The 23,578-nt window shown below is 57.8% G+C and carries 20 protein-coding genes; 10 read left to right on the top strand and 10 right to left on the bottom strand.

The window, feature by feature from the left end; genetic code table 11:
* Window positions 1–36: 36 nt before the first annotated feature.
* The gene (locus EKH79_RS02265; RefSeq protein WP_126672160.1) at window positions 37–1,719 is read right to left on the bottom strand and encodes a serine hydrolase; all 1,683 of its coding nucleotides are present in this window, start codon (window positions 1,717–1,719) and stop codon (window positions 37–39) included.
* 133 nt (window positions 1,720–1,852) lie between these two features.
* The gene (locus EKH79_RS02260) at window positions 1,853–2,842 is read right to left on the bottom strand and encodes a TolB-like translocation protein (RefSeq protein ID WP_126672159.1); all 990 of its coding nucleotides are present in this window, start codon (window positions 2,840–2,842) and stop codon (window positions 1,853–1,855) included.
* Window positions 2,843–2,990: 148 nt separating this feature from the next.
* Here EKH79_RS02260 and EKH79_RS02255 point away from each other — a divergent pair, with 148 nt between their 5' ends.
* The 5 genes from EKH79_RS02255 to msrA all read left to right on the top strand — a co-directional run bounded on the left by EKH79_RS02255 (window position 2,991) and on the right by msrA (window position 5,290).
* Window positions 2,991–3,428, top strand: coding sequence for a guanyl-specific ribonuclease (locus EKH79_RS02255; RefSeq protein WP_126672158.1), 438 nt, complete (start codon window positions 2,991–2,993; stop codon window positions 3,426–3,428).
* Window positions 3,425–3,862: a barstar family protein gene (locus tag EKH79_RS02250; RefSeq protein ID WP_126672157.1), complete on the top strand. Its 438-nt coding sequence runs from the start codon at window positions 3,425–3,427 to the stop codon at window positions 3,860–3,862. The genes EKH79_RS02255 and EKH79_RS02250 overlap by 4 nt, the downstream gene beginning before the upstream one ends.
* A 1-nt stretch (window position 3,863) precedes the next feature.
* Complete coding sequence (locus EKH79_RS02245) at window positions 3,864–4,085, top strand: RNA-binding S4 domain-containing protein (protein ID WP_126672156.1); 222 nt, start codon at window positions 3,864–3,866, stop codon at window positions 4,083–4,085.
* A 162-nt stretch (window positions 4,086–4,247) separates the two neighbouring features.
* Window positions 4,248–4,520 carry a hypothetical protein gene (locus tag EKH79_RS02240; RefSeq protein ID WP_126672155.1) on the top strand — a complete coding sequence of 91 codons (273 nt, stop codon included), beginning with the start codon at window positions 4,248–4,250 and terminating at the stop codon, window positions 4,518–4,520.
* Window positions 4,521–4,606: 86 nt separating this feature from the next.
* On the top strand, window positions 4,607–5,290 hold the full coding sequence (msrA, locus tag EKH79_RS02235; RefSeq protein WP_126672154.1) for a peptide-methionine (S)-S-oxide reductase MsrA: 684 nt from the start codon (window positions 4,607–4,609) through the stop codon (window positions 5,288–5,290).
* Between the two features lie 5 nt (window positions 5,291–5,295).
* Here the strand turns inward: msrA and EKH79_RS02230 are convergent, their stop codons facing one another.
* The 5 genes from EKH79_RS02230 to panE all read right to left on the bottom strand — a co-directional run bounded on the left by EKH79_RS02230 (window position 5,296) and on the right by panE (window position 14,144).
* Window positions 5,296–7,995, bottom strand: coding sequence for a sensor domain-containing protein (locus EKH79_RS02230; RefSeq protein ID WP_126672153.1), 2,700 nt, complete (start codon window positions 7,993–7,995; stop codon window positions 5,296–5,298).
* A 133-nt stretch (window positions 7,996–8,128) separates the two neighbouring features.
* Window positions 8,129–8,905: an iron-containing redox enzyme family protein gene (locus EKH79_RS02225; protein WP_126672152.1), complete on the bottom strand. Its 777-nt coding sequence runs from the start codon at window positions 8,903–8,905 to the stop codon at window positions 8,129–8,131.
* Window positions 8,906–9,358: 453 nt separating this feature from the next.
* Entirely contained in the window at window positions 9,359–11,044 is a 1,686-nt protein-coding gene (locus EKH79_RS02220; RefSeq protein WP_233590138.1) for a hypothetical protein, read from the bottom strand.
* A gap of 208 nt (window positions 11,045–11,252) precedes the next feature.
* Complete coding sequence (locus EKH79_RS02215; RefSeq protein WP_126672151.1) at window positions 11,253–13,073, bottom strand: FAD-binding oxidoreductase; 1,821 nt, start codon at window positions 13,071–13,073, stop codon at window positions 11,253–11,255.
* A 135-nt stretch (window positions 13,074–13,208) separates the two neighbouring features.
* Window positions 13,209–14,144: a 2-dehydropantoate 2-reductase gene (gene panE, locus EKH79_RS02210; protein WP_126672150.1), complete on the bottom strand. Its 936-nt coding sequence runs from the start codon at window positions 14,142–14,144 to the stop codon at window positions 13,209–13,211.
* A 155-nt stretch (window positions 14,145–14,299) separates the two neighbouring features.
* On the opposite strand from panE, the gene EKH79_RS02205 reads away from it, so the two are divergent.
* The 3 genes from EKH79_RS02205 (at window position 14,300) to bla (ending at window position 17,078) form a co-directional block, all read left to right on the top strand.
* Window positions 14,300–14,851: a hypothetical protein gene (locus EKH79_RS02205; protein WP_126672149.1), complete on the top strand. Its 552-nt coding sequence runs from the start codon at window positions 14,300–14,302 to the stop codon at window positions 14,849–14,851.
* 221 nt (window positions 14,852–15,072) lie between these two features.
* Complete coding sequence (locus tag EKH79_RS02200) at window positions 15,073–15,957, top strand: AraC family transcriptional regulator (protein WP_126672148.1); 885 nt, start codon at window positions 15,073–15,075, stop codon at window positions 15,955–15,957.
* Between the two features lie 116 nt (window positions 15,958–16,073).
* Window positions 16,074–17,078 (top strand): class A beta-lactamase, encoded by a 1,005-nt coding sequence (gene bla, locus EKH79_RS02195; protein ID WP_158621174.1) that lies wholly within the window; start codon window positions 16,074–16,076, stop codon window positions 17,076–17,078.
* 69 nt (window positions 17,079–17,147) lie between these two features.
* On the opposite strand, the gene EKH79_RS02190 is transcribed toward bla, so the two are convergent.
* Together EKH79_RS02190 and EKH79_RS02185 are read right to left on the bottom strand one after the other, a co-directional pair.
* On the bottom strand, window positions 17,148–17,561 hold the full coding sequence (locus tag EKH79_RS02190) for a DUF302 domain-containing protein (RefSeq protein WP_126672146.1): 414 nt from the start codon (window positions 17,559–17,561) through the stop codon (window positions 17,148–17,150).
* 5 nt (window positions 17,562–17,566) lie between these two features.
* On the bottom strand, window positions 17,567–18,238 hold the full coding sequence (locus EKH79_RS02185; RefSeq protein WP_126672145.1) for a hypothetical protein: 672 nt from the start codon (window positions 18,236–18,238) through the stop codon (window positions 17,567–17,569).
* A gap of 248 nt (window positions 18,239–18,486) precedes the next feature.
* Between EKH79_RS02185 and EKH79_RS02180 the strand changes: the two genes are divergently transcribed.
* Both EKH79_RS02180 and EKH79_RS02175 read left to right on the top strand, forming a co-directional pair.
* The gene (locus EKH79_RS02180) at window positions 18,487–18,885 is read left to right on the top strand and encodes a DUF6632 domain-containing protein (protein WP_126672144.1); all 399 of its coding nucleotides are present in this window, start codon (window positions 18,487–18,489) and stop codon (window positions 18,883–18,885) included.
* Window positions 18,886–18,958: 73 nt separating this feature from the next.
* Window positions 18,959–20,275 (top strand): amidohydrolase family protein, encoded by a 1,317-nt coding sequence (locus EKH79_RS02175; protein ID WP_233590136.1) that lies wholly within the window; start codon window positions 18,959–18,961, stop codon window positions 20,273–20,275.
* A gap of 118 nt (window positions 20,276–20,393) precedes the next feature.
* On the opposite strand, the gene EKH79_RS02170 is transcribed toward EKH79_RS02175, so the two are convergent.
* Window positions 20,394–23,570, bottom strand: a complete 3,177-nt coding sequence (locus EKH79_RS02170; protein WP_126672143.1) for a TonB-dependent receptor plug domain-containing protein — start codon at window positions 23,568–23,570, stop codon at window positions 20,394–20,396.
* Window positions 23,571–23,578 lie beyond the last annotated feature (8 nt).

The raw sequence follows: 23,578 nt of genomic DNA, 5'->3' as shown, positions 1-23,578 counted from the left end.
TCTACATGCGTAGAGCAGAACGTGCTGCTTTCGAACTCAATCCGCTTTTGCCGACGCCTCTGCTTCTTTCAGCGGCACCAGTCGCAAATCCTGGAAGTCGAAACTGAAATCGGTCAGCGGCGACGCCGGCTGCATACGCACTTCGCGCACATGGCCGTCCATATCCAGATTGAACGTAACGAATGCATCGGCATTCAAGGCGCGATCGTCCCAGCGCACGATGAAGGTATCGTTTTGCCACGGCGTCATCGTGCCGATCAGCTGTTTGGTCTTGCTGAAACGCATGCGCAGCTTGCCGTTGTCGTTGCTTACGATGACATCGCCATACCATGGATCACGATAAGTGCCCACGTAGCCGGTTAACGGCAACGACAGCTTGCTGTTGGGATCGCGTGCGCGTTCGTGCTTGCTCCAGCTGTCATCCGCATCGCCGTGCGCGTGTTTGACGGCCTTGTCGTAGACGGCCACCCAATCGGTCTTCGCACCGGGATTAAGATACGCATCCAGCACGCGATACGTCATCGCGTTGAACGCCGCGCCCGATTCCTGATTGGTCAGCACCACCACACCCAACTTGAGCCCTGGCACCAGCGTCACGCGCGACACCATGCCCGGCCAACCGCCGGTGTGCCACACGAGTTTCTGACCGTGATAATCGCTGAGGAACCAGCCTTCGCCATAACCGGAGAAGATCGGCATCAACGGTTCCAGTTCCGGAATCGGCGGCTTGTTCACTGGAATCGGCGTCAGCATCGACCACATCTGGTTCTGGCTATCTTGCGAAAATAGATGACGAGCCTTGCCGTCCGAACCCATACCAGGCAGTTCGCCGCCCGCAAGTTGCACATTCATCCACTTGGCCAGATCGTGCACGCTCGCATAGATGCCGCCTGCGCCCGGATCGTTCAACCACGCCATCGGCGGCACTGGCTTCAGATCCTTGAAGTCGAAGAGGGCATGTCCCGTCGCATAGTCCATACCCGGTTTCAGATAGGTCATGTCGACCAGCGATTCGTCCATGCCGACCGGCTTGAAGATGTGGTCGCGGATGTAATCGGCATACGACTGGCCGGATTGTTTTTCGATGATCAGTGTCGCAACGGCAAAGAGAATGTTGTCGTAGGCGTAATGGCTGCGGAATCCGTTCGTCAGCGGCACCTTGGCGAGACGCTCGACCACATCCTTGGTCGTATAGCTGGTCGGTGGCCAATAAAGCAGATCGCCAGCGCCCAGGCTCAAGCCGCTGCGGTGCGCGAGCAAATCGCGCACGCGCATCTCGTGCGTCACGTATGGATCGGACATCTGAAACCACGGCAGATAATCGGTGACGCGAGCGTCCATATCGACCTTGCCCTGCTCGGCAAGCATCTGCAGCGCCGCGGCGGTGAACGCTTTGGTGTTGGATGCAATCGCGAAAAGGGTGCGCGCGTCGACCTTTTCGGGCTTGCCGACTTCGCGCAAACCGTAGCCTTGTTCGAACACCACTTTGCCATCCTTGACGATCGCCACCGCGATGCCGGGCACATTGAACGTGCTGCGCGCGCTATCCACGTAGCTGTCGAAATCCTGCAGCATCGGTGGCAAATCGGCCTGCGGGTTGTGCCGCACCACCGCAGATGCCTCGGGGGCCACCGATGGCTGCACGGCAGCGACGGCCGACGCAAAGATAAAAAAGGCGCTGCACCCGGTCAGGCGCAAAAACTTCGGTGACAGGGACATGCCCGCTCCATCGATGACAAAGCCGCAGTCTAGCTGGCTTGACGCGCTAGATTTCCAGCCCGAAAGTCATACGCGCCATCTTGCGCTGCAACAACCAAAAGCTTGCGCAGCGCCGGAACAAGTCATGCCCGCCTTACGTGCCTTTCTTCGCGCCGCTGTGCCCGTCCAGCCAGGGCGCCAGCGAAACGAACCAGATGTTGTCCGCGCCGTTATCCCAGCTTTCCATCTGCGCCAGCGCCGCTTTTGCCTGCTCGTGTGTCAGCGGGAACGTCGTGTGGCTGGTCCGATCGCTCGTGTAGTAGAGCGTTCGATGATCAGGGCTCAAATGCGCACCCCATTGGCTCCATGTTCCTTTGCCGTTGATGGCCTCACCAAGATCGATCGGTTTGCTCCATTGACCGTTCTCGCGGAATGAAATGTAAAAATCGCCCATGTCGGATGCTTTCGCATCGGCGGAATTGAACACCATGAACGATTGATCCGGCGCTATCGCTGGATCATGCGTGGACGCGGCAGGATCGCCCACGGCAACTTTTACCGCGGGCTGATATACGCCACCGGCGAACGACGAACTGTAGATATGAAACACGCCCGCATCGTCGGGATGAATGAAATACAGACTTCCGTCCGCCGCGATGCTGGGGGCGTAAGTGCGATCGCTCGCATTGACCGCAGCGGGCAGATGCACGGGTTCACCCCAGCCATTGCCTTTGCGATCTACACGCCACAAATGGCCACCGCGTTGCGGATAGAACTTGCCATGCACGGTTGCACCAAGCCCATCGGCACCGGATGTAACAGGCCGATTCGAAACAAATACGATGTAAGAACCATCCGGCGACATCGCCGGATCATGATCGCCCCATTGTCCGGAGAACGAGGCGATCTCCGGTTTCGACCACACGCCACTCGCGCGATGCGATACAAGAATCATCGTGCCGACGTCGAAGTACACCGTATTGCCATCCGGCGTGAACGCAGGGCAAGCCTCGTTGGCCGGCCCGGAAATCACGCCTGGCGCAAACACTTCAGGTGTAGCCGTTGCCTCGTTTGCGGCAAACACGGAACTGGTTATGCCGCATAAGGCGGCCACAACCGCCAAGCCGAAAGGTTTACCGATCATGTCGTTCTTCCTGCTGGGGAATGGGAGCCTTGTTGTATTCCCAGCAAGCTGCGTCTACATGTCCTTAAAGTCATCCGACGCATGCTTTCTGTAAACACAGCGCGCGGAACGCATTACACTGCCCGCTGTCGCCTGGAGGGAGCCCGCGATGTCCGTTTCACGTCTGATCTCGCTCGTGCTTCTTGCGCTGTTTATCGCGCTGCTGGTTTTCTTGAATCACCATCCATCCGTGCCGCCGAGCATGACCTCGGAAGGCAAGGTGGCGCTTGCACCCGCAAGCAACGTCAACTGTCCCTCGGCGGCAACCAATCTGCCGCAGTTCATGCCGCCGGAAGCCTGTCAGACGCTAACGCTTATCCTGCAAGGCGGCCCATTCCCGTACAGCCAGGACGGCGTTGTATTCGGCAATTACGAAGGTTTACTGCCGCAACAACCGCGCGGCTACTACCACGAATACACCGTCGACACCCCCGATGCGCGCAATCGCGGTACGCGCCGGATCATCACCGGCGGCACTCCGCCAACTGTTTTTTACTACACCGGCGATCACTACCGCAGCTTCCAGCCTTTTCAGGTGAACCGATGAGCGCCGAAGGTTCACTCGATCTGACGCATGCCGATGACGGTGGCGTTTACTTTGTCGATGCCGCCGACCTCGATGCACTCGCCACCGCCGCCGAAGAAGGAAAGCTCTATGTTTGCCGTGCCGATCTCGAAGGCTGCCACGACAAAAGCGAGCTACTCAAACGCCTGGCCACGGCACTAAAGCTGCCATCAGGCTTCGGTCAAAACTGGGACGCGCTGGTCGACAGTCTGCGCGACCTGGGCTGGTTACATGGCACCGGTCACGCGTTACTGCTCGATCACGCCAACGATTTGCGTCAAGCCGCAGCGAAAGACTTCGACATCCTGCTCGGCATCCTGCATGAAGCTGCCAACTTCGCGATCGGCCAGAACCGCCCGTTCTTCGCCTTCCTGAGCCTGCCCGAACATCCCATCTCACTTCCCACGCACCGCTGACATGCAACACATACAATTCGAACTCGACCGCGACCACGTGGAACTCAACCAGCTTTTAAAATTGGTCGGCCTATGCGACAGCGGCGGCGCGGGAAAAATGATCGTTGCCAGCGGCGACGTTTACGTCGATGGTCAACAGGAACTGCGCAAGACCTGCAAGATTCACGCGGGACAGGTCGTGCGGTTAGATGATGTGGAAATTTACGTCATAGCAGCCGAGTAAGAAAACCGCGGGCGCCCACTGCGCACGACTGCTTTTGTTGATTGCATTTGCCCTGCGCTTTGCGCTCTTAAAGAGTGCGCGCACGCGCGCTGCTCTGGCTCTTAAACCGGGGCCCCGTAGAGCGCGGCGAACGGGTGAAGGACAGCCCGCAGGGTGGCTGGCATGGATGCCAGCCAGTTTTTCGCCAGCACAGGAGGTGCTGTCGAAAAACCCCGTAACCTGTTCGCGCACCCGAAGGGCGCGCTCTCCGGGGTGTCTTTTCTTTTGGTTACTTCTTCTTTGGACAAGCAAAGAAAAGTAACTCGGCCGCTGGCAGGCGGACGAAACGCCCGCCGCGCAGGCGAGCAAGCTGGCGATATCGCATCAACCAAGCGATGCAGTCACTGGATGACCAGCTCCGCTGTTAAGAAGCGCCTCCGGCCTTCGCCGGAATGACGAGATTAACGTGATCGCAAGCTTACGAAGTAACCTTCAAAGCACCCAAAACGAATACAAGACATCCGGACATTCCTGGAGTCCCCATGCGCACCCGCAGTCTAGCCACCCTATTCACCCTCGCCGCCCTCACCGCCTGCTCAGCCACCGCAAGCACCGCCAACCTCCCCGACCCCACCTACGACACCGCCAAAACCGCCACCCACGCCACCGAAACCGCCGTACTGGCAGGCGGCTGCTTCTGGGGCCTGCAATCCGTGTTCGAACACGTGCACGGCGTGAAACAGGTCTGGGCGGGCTACAGCGGCGGCGCAGCGAGCACGGCCCACTACGACGACGTCAGCGACGGCAACACCGGCCACGCCGAATCCGTGAAAGTGGAATTCGACCCCTCGGTGGTCAGCTACGGCCAACTGCTGAAGGTGTACTTCGGCGTCGCGCACGACCCAACGGAACTGAATCGCCAGGGCCCTGACACCGGTACGCAATACCGCTCGGAAATCTTCTTCACCAATCCGCAGCAGCAGAAGATTGCCCAGTCATACATCGCGCAGCTCAATGCGGCGAAAGTTTTCAACGGATCGATCGTGACGCAGTTACAACCGTTGAACGCGTTCTACGAAGCGGAGTCCTACCATCAGGATTACGCGCGTACGCATCCCGACGAGCCGTATATCGTGATCAACGACGCGCCCAAAGTTGCTGCGCTCAAGCAGCTGTATCCGTCGCTGTATCAGCCGGAAGAAGCTGTTGTCGACGTGAAGCTGTAAGCGGATTACTTCGGAGGAACCAACCGCAGCTTGGATGGTTCGTGGCGGGGATTGGGCAGCAGCATGCGCTCAATCTCCACCGGCGGCAGGCCGCGCGCATAGTAATAACCCTGCCCTTCGCTGCAACCGGCCTGGAGCAGGAATTCGTGCTGCGCCGCCGTTTCGATGCCTTCGGCAATCGTGTACATACCCAGACTCTTGGCGATGGCCAGCATCGCTTCGACGATAGCGACGTCGTTGCTGCTATCGGGCAAGTCGGTGACGAACGAGCGGTCGATCTTCAGGAAATCGATACCGGACATCTTCAGATACGCCAGCGACGAATAACCCGTGCCGAAGTCGTCGATCGCGATGCAAATACCCAACGCATGGAGTGCGTGGATGGTCTGCTCGGTGGCCTCGCCCAAACGCAGAATCGCGCTTTCGGTGATTTCAAACAGCAGACGCTTCGGTGAAATCTGACTGATCTGCAGCGCCTGTTTCACGCTTTCGATAAAGCCGGGATGACCGAAGGTGGCCGCCGACGCATTCAGTGCAACGCGTATCGGCGGCAACTTTGCCTGATCCCATTGACGTATCTGCGCGCACACGGCACGCAGCGTCCACGCATCGATTCGCCGGATCAGGCCAAGGCTTTCCGCCAACGGAATAAACTCATCCGGCATCAACTCACCGCGCTCGGGATGACGCCAGCGCAGCAAGGCTTCCACGGCCACAATGCGGCCGCTGCGCAATTCCACGCTGGGCTGGAATGCCAGATGGAATTCGTCGCGCATCAGCGCCTGACGAAGATCGGCACCCAGCATCAAACGCATGCGCGCATCGGCGTGCATCAATGGCGTGTAGAAGCGGAACGTGTTGCGCTCCTGCGTCTTGGCGGCATACATCGCCGCGTCGGCATTGGCGATCAACACCACCGGATCGCTGCCGTCCAGCGGATAGCCCGAGATGCCAATGCTCGCACTCATCACGATTTCGTAATCGCCAATCAGCATCGGCTCGGACAAGCTCAGCAACAGGCGGCTGGCAAACTGCGCTGCTTGTTCGCGCGTGCGCAAACTGCCAAGCAACACGGTAAATTCATCGCCGCCGATACGGCTGGCCACATCGTTCTCGCCCAGTTCGCGACGAATGCGTTGCGCCACCTTCACCAGCAAACGGTCGCCGATGGCGTGGCTGTAACTGTCGTTCACCGCCTTGAACGCATCCAGATCGACGAACAACACGGCTGCTGCACCATTGGTGCGCGCGGCGGCATCGATAGCATTGGCGCAGTGACGCTGGAATTCGCTGCGATTGGCAAGTCCGGTCAATGGATCGTGCGCCACCATATATTCGAGGCGCTGGCGATCGGCCTTGCTGCGCGTGATATCCGTCACCACGGCGACGTAATGCTGTATGCGTCCCTCGCTATTGCGAATGGCGCTGATGCTGAGCAGCTCCGGATACGACGACCCGTCCGCGCGCCAGCTCTGCACTTCGCTCACCCAGTTGCCGCCATCGGCAACCATCTCCCAGATGGACGATGGCAACGGCGAGCCGTCCGGCATACGCCTCAGTTCGTCGAAACGATGGTGTTGCAGGTATTGCAATGTGTAGCCGCTGATGCGTGTCAGCGCGCTATTGATGGTCGTAATGCGGCGGTCGGCATCGGCAATGATCAAGCCTTCCGCCACACTGGCCATGGCCTCCGAAGCGATACGACGCTCCTGCTCCATCGCCACGCGATCGGAAATGTCGCGCATGATGGCCTGACGCACCGGTTGCGCGCCCCAGGTGGTAAGGCTGCTATGCGTTTCCACCGTGCGTACCAGGCCGTTCTCGGCGCGCAACATGCCTATCGTTTGCGCGCCTGCCGAACGTGTACTGCCTTCGATAAACAGATCCTGGAAGTTCTTTCCGATTAGCGCGTTCGACTCGTGCCCTGTCCAGATGCAGGCGGTGCGATTGACGCCAAGAATGATGCCGTGCGTTTCATCGACCATTACGATGCCATCGGCCGCGCTGTCGAACAGCAGCTGATAACGCTCTTCCGTGCCGCGGATGCTAGTGAAAATGCGCTTGGCCATGCGGAACCAGATCAGGCACGCCAGCATGGCGCTGACCAGTACGCTGAAGAACAGCACCTTGCCCAGCCATGCCGCACCCAGCGCGATATCCAGCGAAAATTCGTCGCTGCGCGGCTGGATGTAATCGTTCAGCGTATCGATTCGCGCGCGCTGCTGTTCCAGCTCTGCAGCAGCCGGAGTGCCGTGGGCATACACCTGCTCAAGGTGATTGGCGATGGCGTTGAGTTCTTCGATGGAGCTATCGACAGAGCGCCAGTCTTTTACTGCTTGCCCCATGTAGGGCGCTTGCGAGAAGTGATCCAGGATGAAAACCATCCCGGGAATGGCGGCGGGAATGACGCCGCCACGCTTGAACGCATCATCCACCTCGGCCTTCTTGTAATGGCCGGTGGCGATCGTGTCGCGCGCCCAACGGTCCGTGCGCAAGACTTCGTAGTTGCGCCGGAAGTTGTCCAGGTCAGTGGGATCGCCGCTGCGGGCGTAGACATACAGGTCGATGACCGCCTGCTTCTGGGCCTTCGACCAAAGACTTTCGCCATTCAAAAAACCGGCAAGCGTTACCTGGACCTGGAGGGCACCCCAGGTCAGGCATAAAACAAGACCAACGACCGCCGCCAACCCATATGCCAATGGCATAAGGCGTCGTAACAGCGGCCGTTGCTGAACTTTGCGAGCGATACGCATCGTGCCCCTATTGTAATCAGCTGACACTCCACACGAAGAAGCTGCTGATATGTGTATCGCCCCCTACCGCATGAAACTTAAGCGTTTAAGCGGCAGCCTCGTTGGCCAGCCATGGGTCGCGACGCACATCCAGGCAACGATCCAGAGTGATCCTCATGCTGACATAGCTCCGTTTCACGCATTCTTGCAGGTAAGCGACCTGATCTGCTCGAGGAGAGGTACCCACCAGGGTGCATACGATCTCCAGCGCTTCCCAGGGATGAGTATCGTCATAGGCTGCGTGAAGTTGAAGCCAACGCAGGCTATGGGCCCGAACGGACTGGGGGAGTGATTCGTGATAGGCCAAGCTGTCGTAGACCAGCTGCGACCATTCCCCTGTTGCCCCTTCGACCGCGTAATTGGTGGCAATCATGCCTGCCGCCAACGGCGCGCTACGGCTCACCTCTTCGCACCACCCGGCCAGTGCCTCCGAACCATACGGGACCGGGCCATTCAATACGTCGTCCCTGGAAACGCCGGCCCCTTCGGCCCAATTTAGCCAATAGTCGGCATGATTCTGCTCCACTCGGATGTTACGTACCAGCCACCGGCGGGCCATGTTTTCGCCCTGGCTGCGGCCATAACGCGTTTTCAGCAGATTTTGCGCCATATAGGCGGGAAAGCGCTCGATAACCGGCCATACGCCGACCATGAAATCGCGCGTCGCCTGGGCGTCCAGACGGGCTTCGCGCATCATCGTCCAAATGCCATGACCAATCACGCCTTGCTTGGTCTCCTCGCAATGGGTAACCAAATCCTGGGCCCAGGTCGGGTAGGTGGACAGTTCCATCAGGTCGCCGGTGCGTTCGAAATGTGCGTGCATGTGTGTGTCTCCACTATTTGTTTAGTCGTTAACGACAGGGTTTGTTCGGTAGGACAAATGCCAGCCGATACCAGGCCCTCGGGCGGTCCCGGTACCCCAATATTGGTCGCCTTCCGGCGGCGTTGCGACTACCTGATGAAAATTCTGTGTGGACCCTTTGAAGGGTGCCTTCACGGCAACTGGGGAGGGCTCGAAGGCCTCCGGGCCGGCTTTATAACTAGACGGCTATATCAGCCGGTGGACATGGTGCGTGCGGGCTGCACCAGTGGGGCCTTCCGGGCAATTCATGCACCGCAGCTTTTTTTCAGCTCACCGCAAGCATGTGTTCGAGGATCATCGCAAAAACATCGGCGCTAAATGCGCCTTTACAGGTACGAGGAGCACATCGCGCCCGTCCGCATAAAAAAAGCCGGCGCTTGATAGCGCCGGCCTTTTCATCTTCGTTCTGGCGTTTTACCAAGGCCAGCGACTGTTCGACGTATTCGAGCCGGGGGTGAAAGACACGCCGCGCAATACTTCAGCGAACTTCGCCGAGCGCAAGGTCACGAACTGTTCCTTCGCAGCGCCCGCAGCCGTCGTGTTCGACAACGTATCGCGAATCGCAACCAGACGGTTCGGGTCGGCACCGGTGTCGCCGCCGCCACTGATCGTGGAGGTAACAGCCCAGATGGTGACCTTGCCGTCGGCATCCACGCGGCCGGTGAGCTGACGCAGACCGTCCGTTGCCGGCGACCACGGCAGATTCGTCGCTTCATTCGTGCCGGTGGGATAGTTGTGCACCGTGTAGGGCTGGCCGAGATTCAAACCAGCCTGCAAGGTGTAAGCGAGATTCCAGGTCTTTGTCGACGCGTTGTACACCCACTTCTGCAAACCGGCTGTCGTCTGCGCGGCAGCATGCGTATACAGGTCGGTGCCACCCACATAGCCATCGCCTTCATCGGCGACATACAGCGTGTTTGCATCGGCGAACCAGATACCGAACGGATACGATACCGTCGTCGCCGTCTTCACCGGGGTGCTCGGGAAGCCGGAAAGGATGCACATGTTGGTCGGCAGACCCGTCGTTTGCAGTGTGGCCGCGTTGTAGGAAAGAGGTGCGGTAGGCAGCGATGCACCCGGCACCGGAACGCCTACGCCTTTCGGACATGCCGTGCCTGTGGTGTCCACGAAGTACACGGTGTTCACGCCGTTGCTGCCGCTGCCCTTGGTGAAATACAACACGTTGTTGTACACGGCGATACCGCGGAAGTTATCGTCTTTGCCGATCTTGTCGGCTTTGTCGCCGAGCGTCGTGACAGAGAAACTTGCCAAGGGCGTAGGAGTGCTCGGATTCTGCAAAGCCTCCGGCAACTGCGACGGCGTGATGAACTGCGCGCCAGCACCAAGAACGACGCCGGCGGGCTGCGGGTTGCTTCCATTACCAGCGTTGCCCGCGGTGTAGAAGATGTTTTCGCCGTTGACGTTATTGAAGATCGCGACACGGCCATTGTTGCCGCTGTAAGCATTGGTTTCGGTGAACTGGAATCGACCCGCACCGTCGACCGTAGCAACCGCGCGGTAAACGGACTGCCCATCAGGGTTCGTCGGATCGACGACAGCGGGCGTATCGCCATTCGATGCATCGATGAAATTCACCGGGGCAACGTAACCCATAAAAGTGAGGTACTTGCCGTCCATCGACAGATGCAGGCCAAGTTCCGACTTGGAACTAAAGCTGGTTACCAACTGACCCTCTCGCGCAGCAGGACGCAGACTGTTGGGAACTTCCAGCGAATCGATCAACCAACCGTTCGGCGTCAGCTGATCGAGGTAGATGCGCGAAGTGATACCGAAGCTCGGATCATAGATGACATCGTTAAACACATAAGGAAAGGTGCCGTCATACGGTGCACCCGGCGCAGCGCCGCAAGCACCGCTACTTGCCGGGCAGTTCGGCGGCAAGATCTCTCCCACCTGAACGTTGCTTGCATTGTTGTCGTACACACTGCGACTGACGACCAGATTATCTGGCCAAAAACGAAAATCACGCTGGAACGAAAAATCATCGGCATAAGCAGCGACACTTGCTGCAAGCGCGGTTAGTGCAAGCGCGGCAACAGCGTGCCGACGTCTAAAGCGGAAAGACGTGGTCATGGTCATCATGATCTCCGAGTGGTGTGTGAGCGGAGCTACAGGGCACAACCCAGCCACGGTAATCATGTGAAATGAAGTATTTTTGACAGCGGCGCGCAAGATGGTTCGTATGTTAGGTTCGCGTGACGACAATCACCTAAGCGCAGAAAAATTAGCTGGAACTAAGCTTCTCCTAAGCTTATTAGTGTTCGTTTTCTAGCCGTATGACTTGCCTTTAAGTTACACGCGTAAATCCGTCGGCACTCCACGCTTCACTGCCGACACCGTGATGCACAAAGAACAATCCGTCCGGATCGTACTTCTGCTTCACCGCTGCAAGCCTGGAATAATTCGTGCCCCAGAACGCCGCTTGCCAGTCTTGTTGGAAGTAATCGCTCTCCGATACATACGCACCGGCATCAGGCACGACTTTCAGCAACTCGTCCGTCGCCTTCGCAATGTGTGTGGCATCGTCGCGAGCGTCAGCCATATTGGGACCTGGCCCAGGCATGCCCGGATAGGCCGGGTCGCCACTTGCACCGAGGATCGCTAACGCAAACGCATCGAGCACTTGCGGATTCGTAGCAGTGTCTCGCGATGCTGCCAGTGCCTCATCCGGCGCACCCGCCAATCCCTTGTTGTAGTGAAACGCGACATCCCAGTGACGCGTGCAGGCAAAGAGCGCATCAACGAGCTGCGACTGCTTGTCTTTCTGCAAAAGCGAAGCGGGCATCCACGCTGATTTGTAGCTATGGATAAACCAGCCCACCTGTCCCTGATCGCCAGCCCACAGCACATGATTGCGCGGCGCCCCGTCGCGATCGTCATCGACCATCACACCGGGCGCATGCTGGCGGAAAAAGTCGGCATCCCAGAAATGTTGCGCGGGTATCGCAAGGGCTTGCACAGGGCGCGTGACGACGTATTCCTTTCGCGCATGAACCCAGTCGATAAACGGCGCCCACACGGCCTGCGCACCCTGCTGATCCAGTCCCTGGAACACCATCGAAATGTGCAGCGAATTGTCCGGCCGAAACGACATCTGTTCGCCCCAGTGCGGGTTGAACAAATGGCCTTGATAAAAGTCGATCGCCTTCGCAATCAACGCGCGATACGCGTCGTCGGAGGATGCTTTGATTTCGCCGAACATGCCGCCAAAGAACATCGGCAAGTCATGCGTGCGCAAGGTCAGCCGCGTCACGACGCCCAGACTGCCACCGCCACCGCCTTTGATGCCCCAGAACAACTCCGGATTTGTACACGCGTTGGCGATGCGCACAACACCATCGGCTGTAACGATCTCCGCTTCGATCAATCCGGACGCAGCGGTTCCGAACTGTTTGGAGAAACTGCCGAAACCGCCGCTCTGGATGAGCCCGGCAACGCCCACGGTCGTGCAACCGCCGCCTTGCACGTAACGGCCGCCGTGCGTCGTCACGGCATCGTATGCATCGATCCACATGGCACCAGACTGCACGGTAACCGCTGGCTGCGCTGCGTGCACGCCTTCGCAACCCTGTGCAACGAAGGCATCGTGCAGCGTCACCTTATTCATGTGCCGCGACCACACGAGCAAGGAATCGGGTGCATCGGACGTGCCCTGATAACTGTGGCCACCGCCTTTCACGACCAGGCGCAGATGATGTTCGCGCGCAAAGTTCACCGCTGCCACAACATCCGCCGTGCTTTCTGCAGCCACGGCGTAGGCGCTTGGTCGCGAAACCCAGGCATCCGCCCAGCCGCTGGTCTGTGTAAGTGCGGGGTCGTCGCCGATGAAGAACGGATTCTTGATGTGTTTGAGCGCGTTCTGGCAGGCCGCCGAGTTGGAATCGGCAAAAGGCGATGTCAGTTTAAAGAGACGACCGCCCACCTCGTTCTTCAACCGGTCCCATTCCGCCAATGAAGGCCAGCCCGGATCACCGGGCCGCACGCGTGAGCGGAACGCGCTCGCGACTTTTTTTCCGGTCGCTACGAACGCTGAGGCGATGCCGCCGGTCATCACGCTTGATACAAACGGAAGCGCAAAGGCAGCCTTCAATACGTCACGTCGGTTCATGAAATCCCTCTCCAGACAGTATGGCCTTGGATGCCGTAACTATCGGTATCACAAGGGTCGGCAACTACCGCAGGGGGATGAGCTGAGCGCATGTTGTGACGAACGGTCGTGCGCTGGGACGAGCCGAGTTTCCCCTCAGCCCTTGGAACCGTGGGCGCGGCGCGCCTCATAAGCTTTCAGGTTCGTATAGGCCAATCGAAGCGTCGACAGATCCGATCCCGCCGCGCCGCCCCGGGCGAGCAGGTCTCCCACAACGTGATCGGCCTCGATGGGAGCGCCCTGCTCCAGGTCCCGCATCATCGAGGCACTGAGCGTGGAGCCTTGCTCCGTCAACACGGAATTGGCGCGCTGAATCACCAGATCGCTCGGCGCGTGGCCGCAGGCCTCTGCCACGCGACGACAATCCTCAAGCAGGCTCTGTATTGCATGCATGCCACCGGGCGCTGCCACGATGTCTCCGATGGGCGCGCGCATCAGGCACGTGATCCCTGCCAGCGAGGCCAGGAATACCCACTTGTCCCACATATCCTGCAGGATCGTCATGGTAAGGCGAGGCTCGAAGCGGACCTTCGCCATGGCTTGCGCGACGCGCTCGATGCGTTCCGAGCGCGAGCCGTTGCGTTCGCCGAACGTGAGACTGGCCGCTGCATTCAAATGGCGCACGACGCCTTCGGGGTCCAGTGTTGCGGCAATCACGCATTGACCGCCCAGCACGTGTTCGGCGCCAAAGCGCGCATCGAGCTCATCGAGATGACGCATACCGTTGAGCAGCGGCAGGATCATCGTCTGCGGACCGACGGCTGGGGCCATGTCATCGATCACCTGCTTCAAGTGATAGGCCTTGCAGCTGACGATGATCAGATCGAAAGGTTGCTTAAGCGTTTCGGCTTGCACCGTCTTTGGTGAAGGTATCGTTACATCGCCCGCGGGGCTGCGAATGACCAGGCCGTCCTTCGCCAGCGATTCGGCGCGATGCTTGCGCACCAGAAAGGTGACATCCTGCCCGCTTTCCGCCAGACGGCCGCCAAAATAACCGCCGGTAGCACCCGCGCCTACTACAAGAATCTTCATGGTCGATCAGCCCTGCTGCGCAACGTGAATGCGTAGTATCCGACACCTTTTCTTTTTCTCGCGTTAACTGACGCATCTAAAACCGCCCCGGTATAAACCGGCGTATGATCGGCCCGTGGCATCGATTCGCTGAGCTCTTACCGGAGATCAAGCTCATGTCCCTCTTGCGTAGTGTCATCACCGTTGCGGCTATCGCCCTAGCCTTCACGACAATCACGAAGGCCGCGGATACCTCCGCATTTACCGTTGCCAAAAACGACCGCAACGGGCAAGCCGTGATATTCGAAAGCACCGCCGCGTTAAAGAAAGGTGACGTGATCAACATCCGCGCATTCAATGCGCAGTTTGTCGCCATGTTGAATATCGCCATGTGTAATGAAGATTGCCCGAACATGCACCTGGTCAAAGTGGTGCCGCTGTCTTTCCTGGGACTGCCGACAAGCAATCAGCAAATCGTGCTGCCGGAAGATGGCCGCGTCGCGATCTCGATGCAGAACGGTGGCGCCTCGGTTCAATCCCTGGTCGGAGTGGGTGGAGGAACACCGTGGACCGTGCAGTACGTCGGCCCTTACGCAACCCATGTCAGCGAAAATCCCACCGAGGGCCTTGTCCCCGCCAGTGGCTATACATTGAACGACGGCACGTTGCGCGCACGTTTCTATCACCGCACGTTTGTAACCGTCAGTCTCGCCGATACCAACATCTGAAGTCGGTCTGCACACGCAACCCAGGCAGACGTCCGGGCTGCCCGTTAGCCTTGCCTCCCCGACTCCAGCCGTTCCCTACCCCATACACGAATAGCCGGGGCCATCAAGGGTCACATGGTGGCCAAGGGCTTGATCAGCGGTGTATTCAGTCATTGAGCAATTTCTGTCAGGCATCGCCGCAAGCATCCAACTAGGCTTGCGATGACCAAGGAGACACCTCATTGACGACACGATCCACCGACGCCTATCGGCGTCGATTCCAGGAAACACTCCAATACATCGACACGCATCTTTCGGAAGATGTGACTGTGGATCGCCTCAGTCAGATCGCAGCGTTCTCGAAACATCATTTTCTGAGGCAGTTTTCGGAACTCTTCGGTATGGGTGTCTACAAATACGTGCAACTGAGCCGTTTGAAGCGAGCCTCCTATCGGCTTGCTTTCCGCCACGAGCAATCGGTCCTTCACATCGCGCTGGAAAGCGGATACGACAATCCCGAATCCTTTGCACGCGCGTTCAAGAGAAGCACAGGACAAACACCCACGGAATTTCGACGTCAGCCGCAGTGGACTTCTTGGCAAGAGACCTATGAGATATTGGCTGATCTAAGGAAAACGCACATGAAAATGACTCATCAACTTCAGGATGTAAAAATCGTGGATTTCAAGGCGACCGACGTCGGCGTACTTGAACATCATGGCGATCCGGCATTGATCGGCGACTCCATCGCGCAATTCATTGCATGGCGAAAGCACAACCATCTTCATCCTACGCAGAGTGCGACATTCAACATTCTCTACGAAGACCCCGCTGACGTGAGCCCCGCGGATTTTCAGCTGGACCTCTGCGCGGCTGTCGATCGCCAAACGGATGACGAGCACTATGGTGTTATCCGCAAGACCATTCCTGCGGGCCGGTGCGCGGTATTGCGTCATGTTGGATCGGACGACCACCTCGGCCAATCCATTTCATTCCTCTATCAGGAATGGTTACCGCAAAGCGGTGAAGAGCCGCGTGACTTTCCGCTTTTTCTGCAGCGCGTTCATTTCTATCCGGATGTGCCCGAGAACGAAATGATTCTGGATTTGTATCTACCGCTGAAGTAATTGGCGCAAATAACGCGAAATGTATGACTGCCATAAATGGCCCGTCAGGTGCCCGAGCTTTGCCATGTTCCGATGCGTCAATACGCATTCCCACGCTCACGTTAAAGGATCTAGTGATGACGCGTAAGAAAGCCGGCCTGCTGCTTGCCACACTGCTTCTCCCGGCCTTGACCGCCTTACCGATGATCGCATCCGCTGCGTCACCATCGGCTACTCAGGCGCGTGCCACCCTGCAGGCACAGATCGATGCCCTGGCAAAGCGCGCGCTCCCTGGTGCGTTTGGCATTGCAGTGCTCGATCTGCAAAGCGGCGATACGTGGCAAGTCAACGCCGACAAGGCATATCCGATGATGAGCGTATTCAAGGCACCGGTTGCTGCGACGGTGCTGTCGCGCATCGAGCATGGTCAAAACACGATGGACCAGACCGTTACCGTGACGCGTGCCGATTTGGGCTACGGGCCCATCCGCGACCAGTTCAAGGGTGAGCAGATGACCTTCACCGTGCGGCAATTGCTGGCCGCCGCCGTTAGCAAAAGCGACAACTCGGCGGTCAATGCTTTGGTTCGTCTTGTCGGCGGCCCAACGATCGTGACGGCTTATCTTCGTGAGCACGGCATCACAGGTATGCGCGTCGATCGCGACGAAGCAGGTATCGGCCGTCTTTTCGAAGACCTCGGTCCCGGCGATTCATTACCGGCCAACGAAACAGAAACAGAGCAAAATGAGCGCTACAAGCGCGGCTACGCCAGATTCATGGCTGATCCAGGCAATCGCAGCACGCCGGTTGCGGCTGCGGCCTTCTTGCAGAAGTTATGGCACAACGAACTTCTGTCTCCAGCGTCCAGCAAATACCTTCTGGATCTGATGTACGCGCAGACCCTCACCCATCGTCTACGAGGCGGTTTGCCGCCGGGCGTAAAACTTGCCGATAAGTCCGGCACCTCCGACGACATCAACGGCTTGAGTGCTGCGTACAACGACATCGGCATCATGGTGTGGCCCGATGGGCACGCCGTGATCGTCGCGGCCTTCATGAGCGGATCGAACGCACCGCCCAAGCAACGCGACGCGATGTACGCCGAGTTGGCACGTGACGTCGCCAAAGCAACGCATCCCTGATCGCCAAGGCCGTCCAGAAGCGTGAATTGCCAGCCGCGGATAAATTCCGACGGAAGCAATGCAGGTGCGTTACGCGCTTAATGCACCTGCAATCAGACGCTCTACCGGCGCAATGTTTGCAAGCAATTCGTTTGGCAATGCATGGCGCTGAATGATGTATTCGGAGGAGTTCATGAACACATCCACCTGCCCGGGCTGCGACTCCGATACCAGAACCTTCAGCGGCAGATCGATACCCGCTTCCGGATTCGCCAGCATAAGCGGCGTACCGCCCTTCGGATTGCCAAACAGGATCAACACCGTCGAAGGCATGGACAACCCGACCGCCTGCGCTTCGGCCCGCTGGTCGATCGTAGCGAAGACCTTGATGTTGTGATCTTTCAAAGCCGCCAGGAGTCGCTGCACCGTGTCATCGAACGTGTGCGGGCTTTTGAAATTCAAAATACCCGCGGAAAGTTTCGCATCTGAACGGGAAGTATTCATGGCGATCAATGCTCGGATTTGTCGATGTGATCGGCATGCATGCGCCGAATTCGAACGATGGTACCACCGTCATAAGTCACCACAAAGGTTGAGCCATCGTGCGTCTGGCTTTCGATCTGCACAGGCTCTTCTGTTCGGGCAGCTGCCAGTTCGTCCTTGTTCATCGCTGCGAGCTGTCCACTGGGAACAAGCACCATCGGCGGACTGAAAGGTTCGAAACTACTGTAATGCTCGCCGCAATTGTCGCAGCCCGCTGAAAAAGCCTCGGGGAAATGTTTCACCCAGATCCAGTATTTATTTTCGTGCTGAATCTGGATGCGATCATCGCTGTTTCTCACCGCGGTCTTCGCGCCATCCGCATTCCACACGCGCACGATGCTGGCGGTGGCGCAATCGGCCGTCGCGCATTCCTGCACAACAAGATAGTCGGTATCCGCCAGATGCACCGGCTCGACGCTGAGAACATCATCCTTGACCAGCGCCTGCGCTGGGAAAATCACGGACGGAATGCGTGGATCGGTTTTGAAATCGCCGGAAATGAGATAACCGCCATGATGCGATGTATACGCGGGCGCAGTAACGGTGACCGGCGTCAACGTTTTCTGTGGCATCGCCGAGAAGCTGACGAAACAGCATCCCAGCATCACCCATGCGCGCAAAGCCGAAACTCCTTTCATGACTGCCTCCAGGTCGAACATCATCATGAACAGACGCGGTGGAAACGCCTCGTCGCGGCAGGAGTGTACACAAGGACAGCCTGCATCGCAGGCATCACGTTGTAGGCGATCCGCGGTCGGCGTATAACCCGATCCAGCACCCTACAAGCAACGGGGTGGCGCATGGCGTCCAGGGGCCGGATCGCACAAAAGTGCTCCGGTAGTACGACTCTTCATCCACTGAAGTTTCGACGTTAAGGAGGCACTCCATGACCATCGAACAGCGTCTTTCCTACCTACGTGTCGCGCTGATAATTGTCGGCATCATGCTTTTTTGCGTGTACCCCCTGATGCTGGTGTGGCCATCCGGCTGGACCTGGCACATGGGCTATTCCGACTATCCGATGATGATCGTCGGTATCTATGCAACGCTCGGCGTCTTTCTGCTGCTGGCCGCACGCGATCCCATGGAACATCTAAGCCTGATCTGGTTTACGGTGTGGTCGAGCGTGGTTCACGCACTAATCATGACCTATCAAGCATTGACCGATGTTGGGCAACATGGACATCTTATGGGAGACGTTCCTGCGTTATTCCTTATCGCGATCGTGCTTGCCGTACTTACGCCGCGCAACAGACGCCTGGTCGGCCGTTCATCACTCGCTTGAAGAAAGTGCTACCCGACGCGTCAAACAATGATAAAAGTGACGCCGGTCAACCACGATAGCGTGAGGAAGCAACATGTCGATGCGCAAACGGCGGAGCCTCGCAGCCGCCCTGCTCTGCAGTGCCCTGTTTATACTTAGCACCGTTGCCGAAGCTGTCGACAAACCCGCCGATCATCCATGGTTGCTCAAGGCCGATCGCGTGTTCGACGCGCGCAGCGAGCAAGCACATACCGGTTGGGTCGTGCTGGTCGAAGGCGACAAGATCGCGGCCGTTGGACCCGCGGCACAAGTCAGCGCACCGCCGGGTACGCAAACCATCGAACTTCCGGGGACAACACTGCTACCTGGTCTGATCGATGCGCACTCGCACATCTTCCTCCATCCGTATAACGAAACACTTTGGAACGATCAGGTGCTGAAGGAATCGCAGGCTTATCGCACCATCGAGGCCGTGCAGCACGTGCACGACACCCTGATGGCCGGCTTCACCGCCCTGCGCGATCTGGGCACCGAAGGCGCGGGCTACGCCGACGTCGACGTGCAGCACGCCATCAACGATGGCCTGATTCCCGGCCCACATATGTTCGTCGCCACGCGTGCGACCATCGCTGCACATTGCTATGGGCCGGGCCCGATGGGCTTCCGTACCGATATCGATCTGCCTCAAGGCGGCATCCCGGTCAGCGGCACGGCAGAGATGATCGATGCCGTCCGCGATCAAGCGGGCCACGGCGCCGACTGGATCAAGCTCTATGCCGACTACCACTGTGGCAAAAGCAGCGGTGCTGTGCCTACCTTCACGCAGGAAGAACTCAACGCAGGCGTGGAAGCCGCGCACTCGCTCGGCCTGCCCGTTGCTGTGCACTCCACCACGCCGGAAGGCATGCGCCGCGCCATCCTCGCCGGCGTCGACACCGTTGAACACGCTTATGGCGGCACAAGCGAGGTGTTCGCCTTGATGAAAAAGCACAATGTCGCCTACATGCCAACGCTCGAAGCGGAAGCGGCCTATTCCGAATACTTCAAAGGCTGGAAACCGGGCCAGCCACCGACCGCAGACATGCAGCAAGCCGCCAACGCATTCAAACTTGCCATGCAGGCCGGTGTCACGATCGGTTGTGGCAGTGACGTAGGCGTATTTACGCACGGCACGAATTACAAGGAACTGGAGTGGATGGTGCGCGACGGCATGTCGCCATCACACGCGCTGCTGGCCGCTACTGCTGTGGACGCGAGAATTCTTCGCCAGCAAGATGTGTTCGGTCAGCTAAAGGCTGGACTCGACGCCGACATCATTGCCGTGCACGGTGATCCCACGACTGATATCAGCGCCATTGAAAACGTGCCGTTCGTGATGAAAGGCGGGGTGATCTACAAGCAATCACAATGAAGAAAATCCGGAATTACCTGTGATGCAATCACCAGTATAAAAAGGGCGCGAATGATTCGCGCCCTTTTTGCTTCGCATCGCCTGGCAATAAACTGCCAGTACTCAATAGCCGGCTCGGCTAGAAAAACTTCTGCTCGTATTTGAGGTAAATGACACGGCCAATATCGTATTGCGGGTTGTACGGATAATCGCTGTAGCCATCCGTTCCGGTTGGGCCCAGTGGACCCGCCACGCTATAGACGCCGGAGTATGAGAGCGGCGCCCTCCGATTGAAGATATCGGTGGAGCCCAGCGCGATCCGTCCGCCCCATGGCGCCTGCCAGCTCAATTGCAAATCGTTGAACGCAAGGCCACCTTGCACATTCAATCCGTTCGGCGAGTTGGACAGATCCTTATTGGGGTTGTTGCAAGGGACGAATTGATCGATGGCCGGGTTCGGAGCGATGCACGGCTCCGACAGCGAGGAGTAGTACCGGATCGTCCACGTCGCACCGAAGTGTTTGTAACTCCAATTCAAGTTGACCGTAGACCGAAAGCGCCACAGCGGACCGAGCACCGTATCGTATGAACCAAGCGTGTTGGAAATGATGGGGCCGCCGGGTGTGGTCTGCTCCTTCACTGAATTGATATAGGTGCTCGTCGAGTCGACCTTGAACAGGCCGACCGGCGTTTCGGGGAACAGATAGCTCAAGCTCAGATCTTCGCCACGCTCTTCCACGAAACCTTGATTCACCAGCGTCTGAACCAGATTGATCACTTGTCCATTGAATGGGCCACCTGCCTGCGAACGCTGGAATTGGTCACACTGCTGCGTCTCGCCAAGCTGGTAGCAATTGTCGAGAATGCTGGTAGCCGTCGGTAACGTAATGACGTTATCGATTCTGATGCGGTACCAGTCCACCGTGGCGTTGAAGCCGGTGAGATAGTGCGGACTATAGACGATGCCTGCGGTGTAGCTCTTGGATGTTTCTGGTTTCAGATTGGGATTGGCGCCAGTGAAAAACGGCGTGGTGCTGGTCTGATCAGGCTGCGGAATGGGCGAGCCATTGGGAATAAGCTGTGTAAAACCGGGACCGACACCCGGCAGCCCGGCAAACCCATTCAAGCAACGCTGCTTGACGACAGAGTTACCCGTCAAACCAAAGTTGATATCACACGGATCGGTATAGTTCGTGAAACTCTGCAATGCACCGCCATACAGATTTGCGATCGCCGGCGCACGAAAACCCGTGCCATAGCTGGCACGAACCAGCACATCGTCAATCGGCTGCCACGACACCTTGAATTGGTTGTTGTTGGTATTGCCGAAATTGGTGTAATGCGAAAAGCGATGAGCAAGGTCGACATCCAGCAGCTGCGCACCCGGCATATCCTTCAGAACGGGAATATTCACCTCGGCGTACGCCTCGTTGAGGCCATAGGAGCCACTTCCAGGGTTTTGCTGCAGATTAGTGTTGAGACCAAGCTGCGTATATTGATCGGGTGTGGCTGCGCCGGAAATATCACGATGATCGGCACCGACGGCAAATGTCACATCACCGCTTCCCAAGGATTTTGGAAGCGTGAACATATCACCCGACAAGTTGACGTCCAGTGTTTTTGTTTCGCTAAACGAACGCGTGCCGGCATAAATGTTCAGATAATTGATTTCAGCCGGCGTGATACCACCTGCACCGGAAAACGGATTGAGTGGCACGCAACCGGCGATCACGTTGCCCGGAGTGCCGCATTCCACCACACCGTTGGGGCCCATGAAGGACGGCCCGACGGCCTGCGCCACATGGACCATATTGAGATTGCCTGGGCCAAAACTCGATTGGTCGTAGCGATAATCGCTGTAACCCGCGTCCCAATTGAACTCTCTCTCACCGAGCGAAAAATCGCCCTCGAGACCAAATCGCCAACCGTATTGTTTGATTTTGTTGTAGGTGACGCGATTGGGATACTGCAGTGGCAACTCGAATTCAACATTATTACCCGGCAGCGGGTTGTAATAACTCTGCGAAGAAAGCGTCGGAAAATACACCGCCGGAAAAGTCCCGACGGGAAGACCGAGCGCTTGCGCCAAGTGCGTACCATTCGCGGGCGTCAACGAGCTGAGCGGGTAACCGCTGGTACTCGTGCTGGAATCGTTGGTGTTGTATGTGCCACTGACCGTCGCCGTGATGTGATCGGTTAGCTGATAGTCGCCCTTCAAGTAGTACGACCTGAGCCGATTGTCTGGAATCAATGATTCGAGAGAAGCGGAGTTTTGGTAGTCATTGTTGAAATAAGGCGACGGATATTGAGACCCGAATGTGTTGACGTGATAATTGGCGATATCGAGTCCGTTCTGGCCCATGTTGACGGTAATCGGGCCATTGGCCAATTGCGGCAGGCTCACCGGTAGACCCGTAGCAGGATTGAGCGCGCCGGTGATGGTGCCGTAAGGCGACGGCACAGTCTGGCTTTGAGGATAGTTCGGACCCAGGCTGAAAAATCCGTACTTGCTGTAATCACGATCGTTCGCCATCAGTCCGTTGGTGTTTTGCGCCGTCACGTTGAACAAGAACGAGCCGCGGGAAAACTTCTTGCCGCCGGTTAGGCTGAATTGACTGTTTTTGCCATCGTTCTGCGGTGAGTACATGCTGTTGTATGTGTCAACTTGTACACCATCAAAATCCTTTTTGGTGATGATATTGACCACGCCAGCAATCGCATCGGAGCCATAGATCGCCGATGCCCCATCCTGCAAAATTTCGATGTGATCGATGATCGAGCTTGGAATGGTACTTAGGTCGGTTTCGCCAAAAATATCCGTAGTCCAGCGTTGACCATCGACCAGCACCAGCGTGCGTGGCGCACCGAGCCCGCGCAGGCTCACGTACTGCCCCACGATGTTGCCTAAAGCACTTTGGCTGCTGGTTCCCGATGAACCGACGGAGGAAACGTTTTGCAGAATCTGACCGACACTTACAAAACCCTGTTGCTGCAGCGCTTGATGCGACAGTTCGGTCACAGGTTGCGCCGTCTCCACATCGACGCTGCGAATCAGCGAACCAGTGACAGTGATTGCCTGCAACGTTGCCGTTTTCTGCGTCGCTGGCGGATTGTTCCCGGACTGCGTCTGCGCCGGGGGCGGCTGCGTACCTGAAGATGACGATGATGTGGCTGGAGGAGTCGTCTGGGTGTTCGCTGTGGGGGACTGTTGTCCGGCCGTTGCGGTTTGTGCCACCGCTACCGTCGTCAACACACAGCTTCCTAGAGCTAATGCCATCCGTATCGCATTCGCCATCGTTTGATGTCGTGAGTTCATGGTCGATG

The organism is Dyella dinghuensis (genome assembly GCF_003977615.1).
GTDB classification, from domain to species: domain Bacteria; phylum Pseudomonadota; class Gammaproteobacteria; order Xanthomonadales; family Rhodanobacteraceae; genus Dyella_B; species Dyella_B dinghuensis.
The sequence above is the reverse complement of the archived record's forward strand: the minus strand, read 5'-3'. Positions and strand labels throughout refer to the sequence as shown.

Coding starts and splice junctions, on each gene's coding strand:
- EKH79_RS02265 (WP_126672160.1), bottom strand. CDS start 1,719: ATGTCCCTGTCACCGAAGTTTTTGCGCCTGACCGGGTGCAGCGCCTTT.
- EKH79_RS02260 (WP_126672159.1), bottom strand. CDS start 2,842: ATGATCGGTAAACCTTTCGGCTTGGCGGTTGTGGCCGCCTTATGCGGC.
- EKH79_RS02255 (WP_126672158.1), top strand. CDS start 2,991: ATGTCCGTTTCACGTCTGATCTCGCTCGTGCTTCTTGCGCTGTTTATC.
- EKH79_RS02250 (WP_126672157.1), top strand. CDS start 3,425: ATGAGCGCCGAAGGTTCACTCGATCTGACGCATGCCGATGACGGTGGC.
- EKH79_RS02245 (WP_126672156.1), top strand. CDS start 3,864: ATGCAACACATACAATTCGAACTCGACCGCGACCACGTGGAACTCAAC.
- EKH79_RS02240 (WP_126672155.1), top strand. CDS start 4,248: ATGGATGCCAGCCAGTTTTTCGCCAGCACAGGAGGTGCTGTCGAAAAA.
- msrA (WP_126672154.1), top strand. CDS start 4,607: ATGCGCACCCGCAGTCTAGCCACCCTATTCACCCTCGCCGCCCTCACC.
- EKH79_RS02230 (WP_126672153.1), bottom strand. CDS start 7,995: ATGCCATTGGCATATGGGTTGGCGGCGGTCGTTGGTCTTGTTTTATGC.
- EKH79_RS02225 (WP_126672152.1), bottom strand. CDS start 8,905: ATGCACGCACATTTCGAACGCACCGGCGACCTGATGGAACTGTCCACC.
- EKH79_RS02220 (WP_233590138.1), bottom strand. CDS start 11,044: ATGACCATGACCACGTCTTTCCGCTTTAGACGTCGGCACGCTGTTGCC.
- EKH79_RS02215 (WP_126672151.1), bottom strand. CDS start 13,073: ATGAACCGACGTGACGTATTGAAGGCTGCCTTTGCGCTTCCGTTTGTA.
- panE (WP_126672150.1), bottom strand. CDS start 14,144: ATGAAGATTCTTGTAGTAGGCGCGGGTGCTACCGGCGGTTATTTTGGC.
- EKH79_RS02205 (WP_126672149.1), top strand. CDS start 14,300: ATGTCCCTCTTGCGTAGTGTCATCACCGTTGCGGCTATCGCCCTAGCC.
- bla (WP_158621174.1), top strand. CDS start 16,074: ATGACGCGTAAGAAAGCCGGCCTGCTGCTTGCCACACTGCTTCTCCCG.
- EKH79_RS02190 (WP_126672146.1), bottom strand. CDS start 17,561: ATGAATACTTCCCGTTCAGATGCGAAACTTTCCGCGGGTATTTTGAAT.
- EKH79_RS02185 (WP_126672145.1), bottom strand. CDS start 18,238: ATGAAAGGAGTTTCGGCTTTGCGCGCATGGGTGATGCTGGGATGCTGT.
- EKH79_RS02180 (WP_126672144.1), top strand. CDS start 18,487: ATGACCATCGAACAGCGTCTTTCCTACCTACGTGTCGCGCTGATAATT.
- EKH79_RS02175 (WP_233590136.1), top strand. CDS start 18,959: ATGTCGATGCGCAAACGGCGGAGCCTCGCAGCCGCCCTGCTCTGCAGT.
- EKH79_RS02170 (WP_126672143.1), bottom strand. CDS start 23,570: ATGAACTCACGACATCAAACGATGGCGAATGCGATACGGATGGCATTA.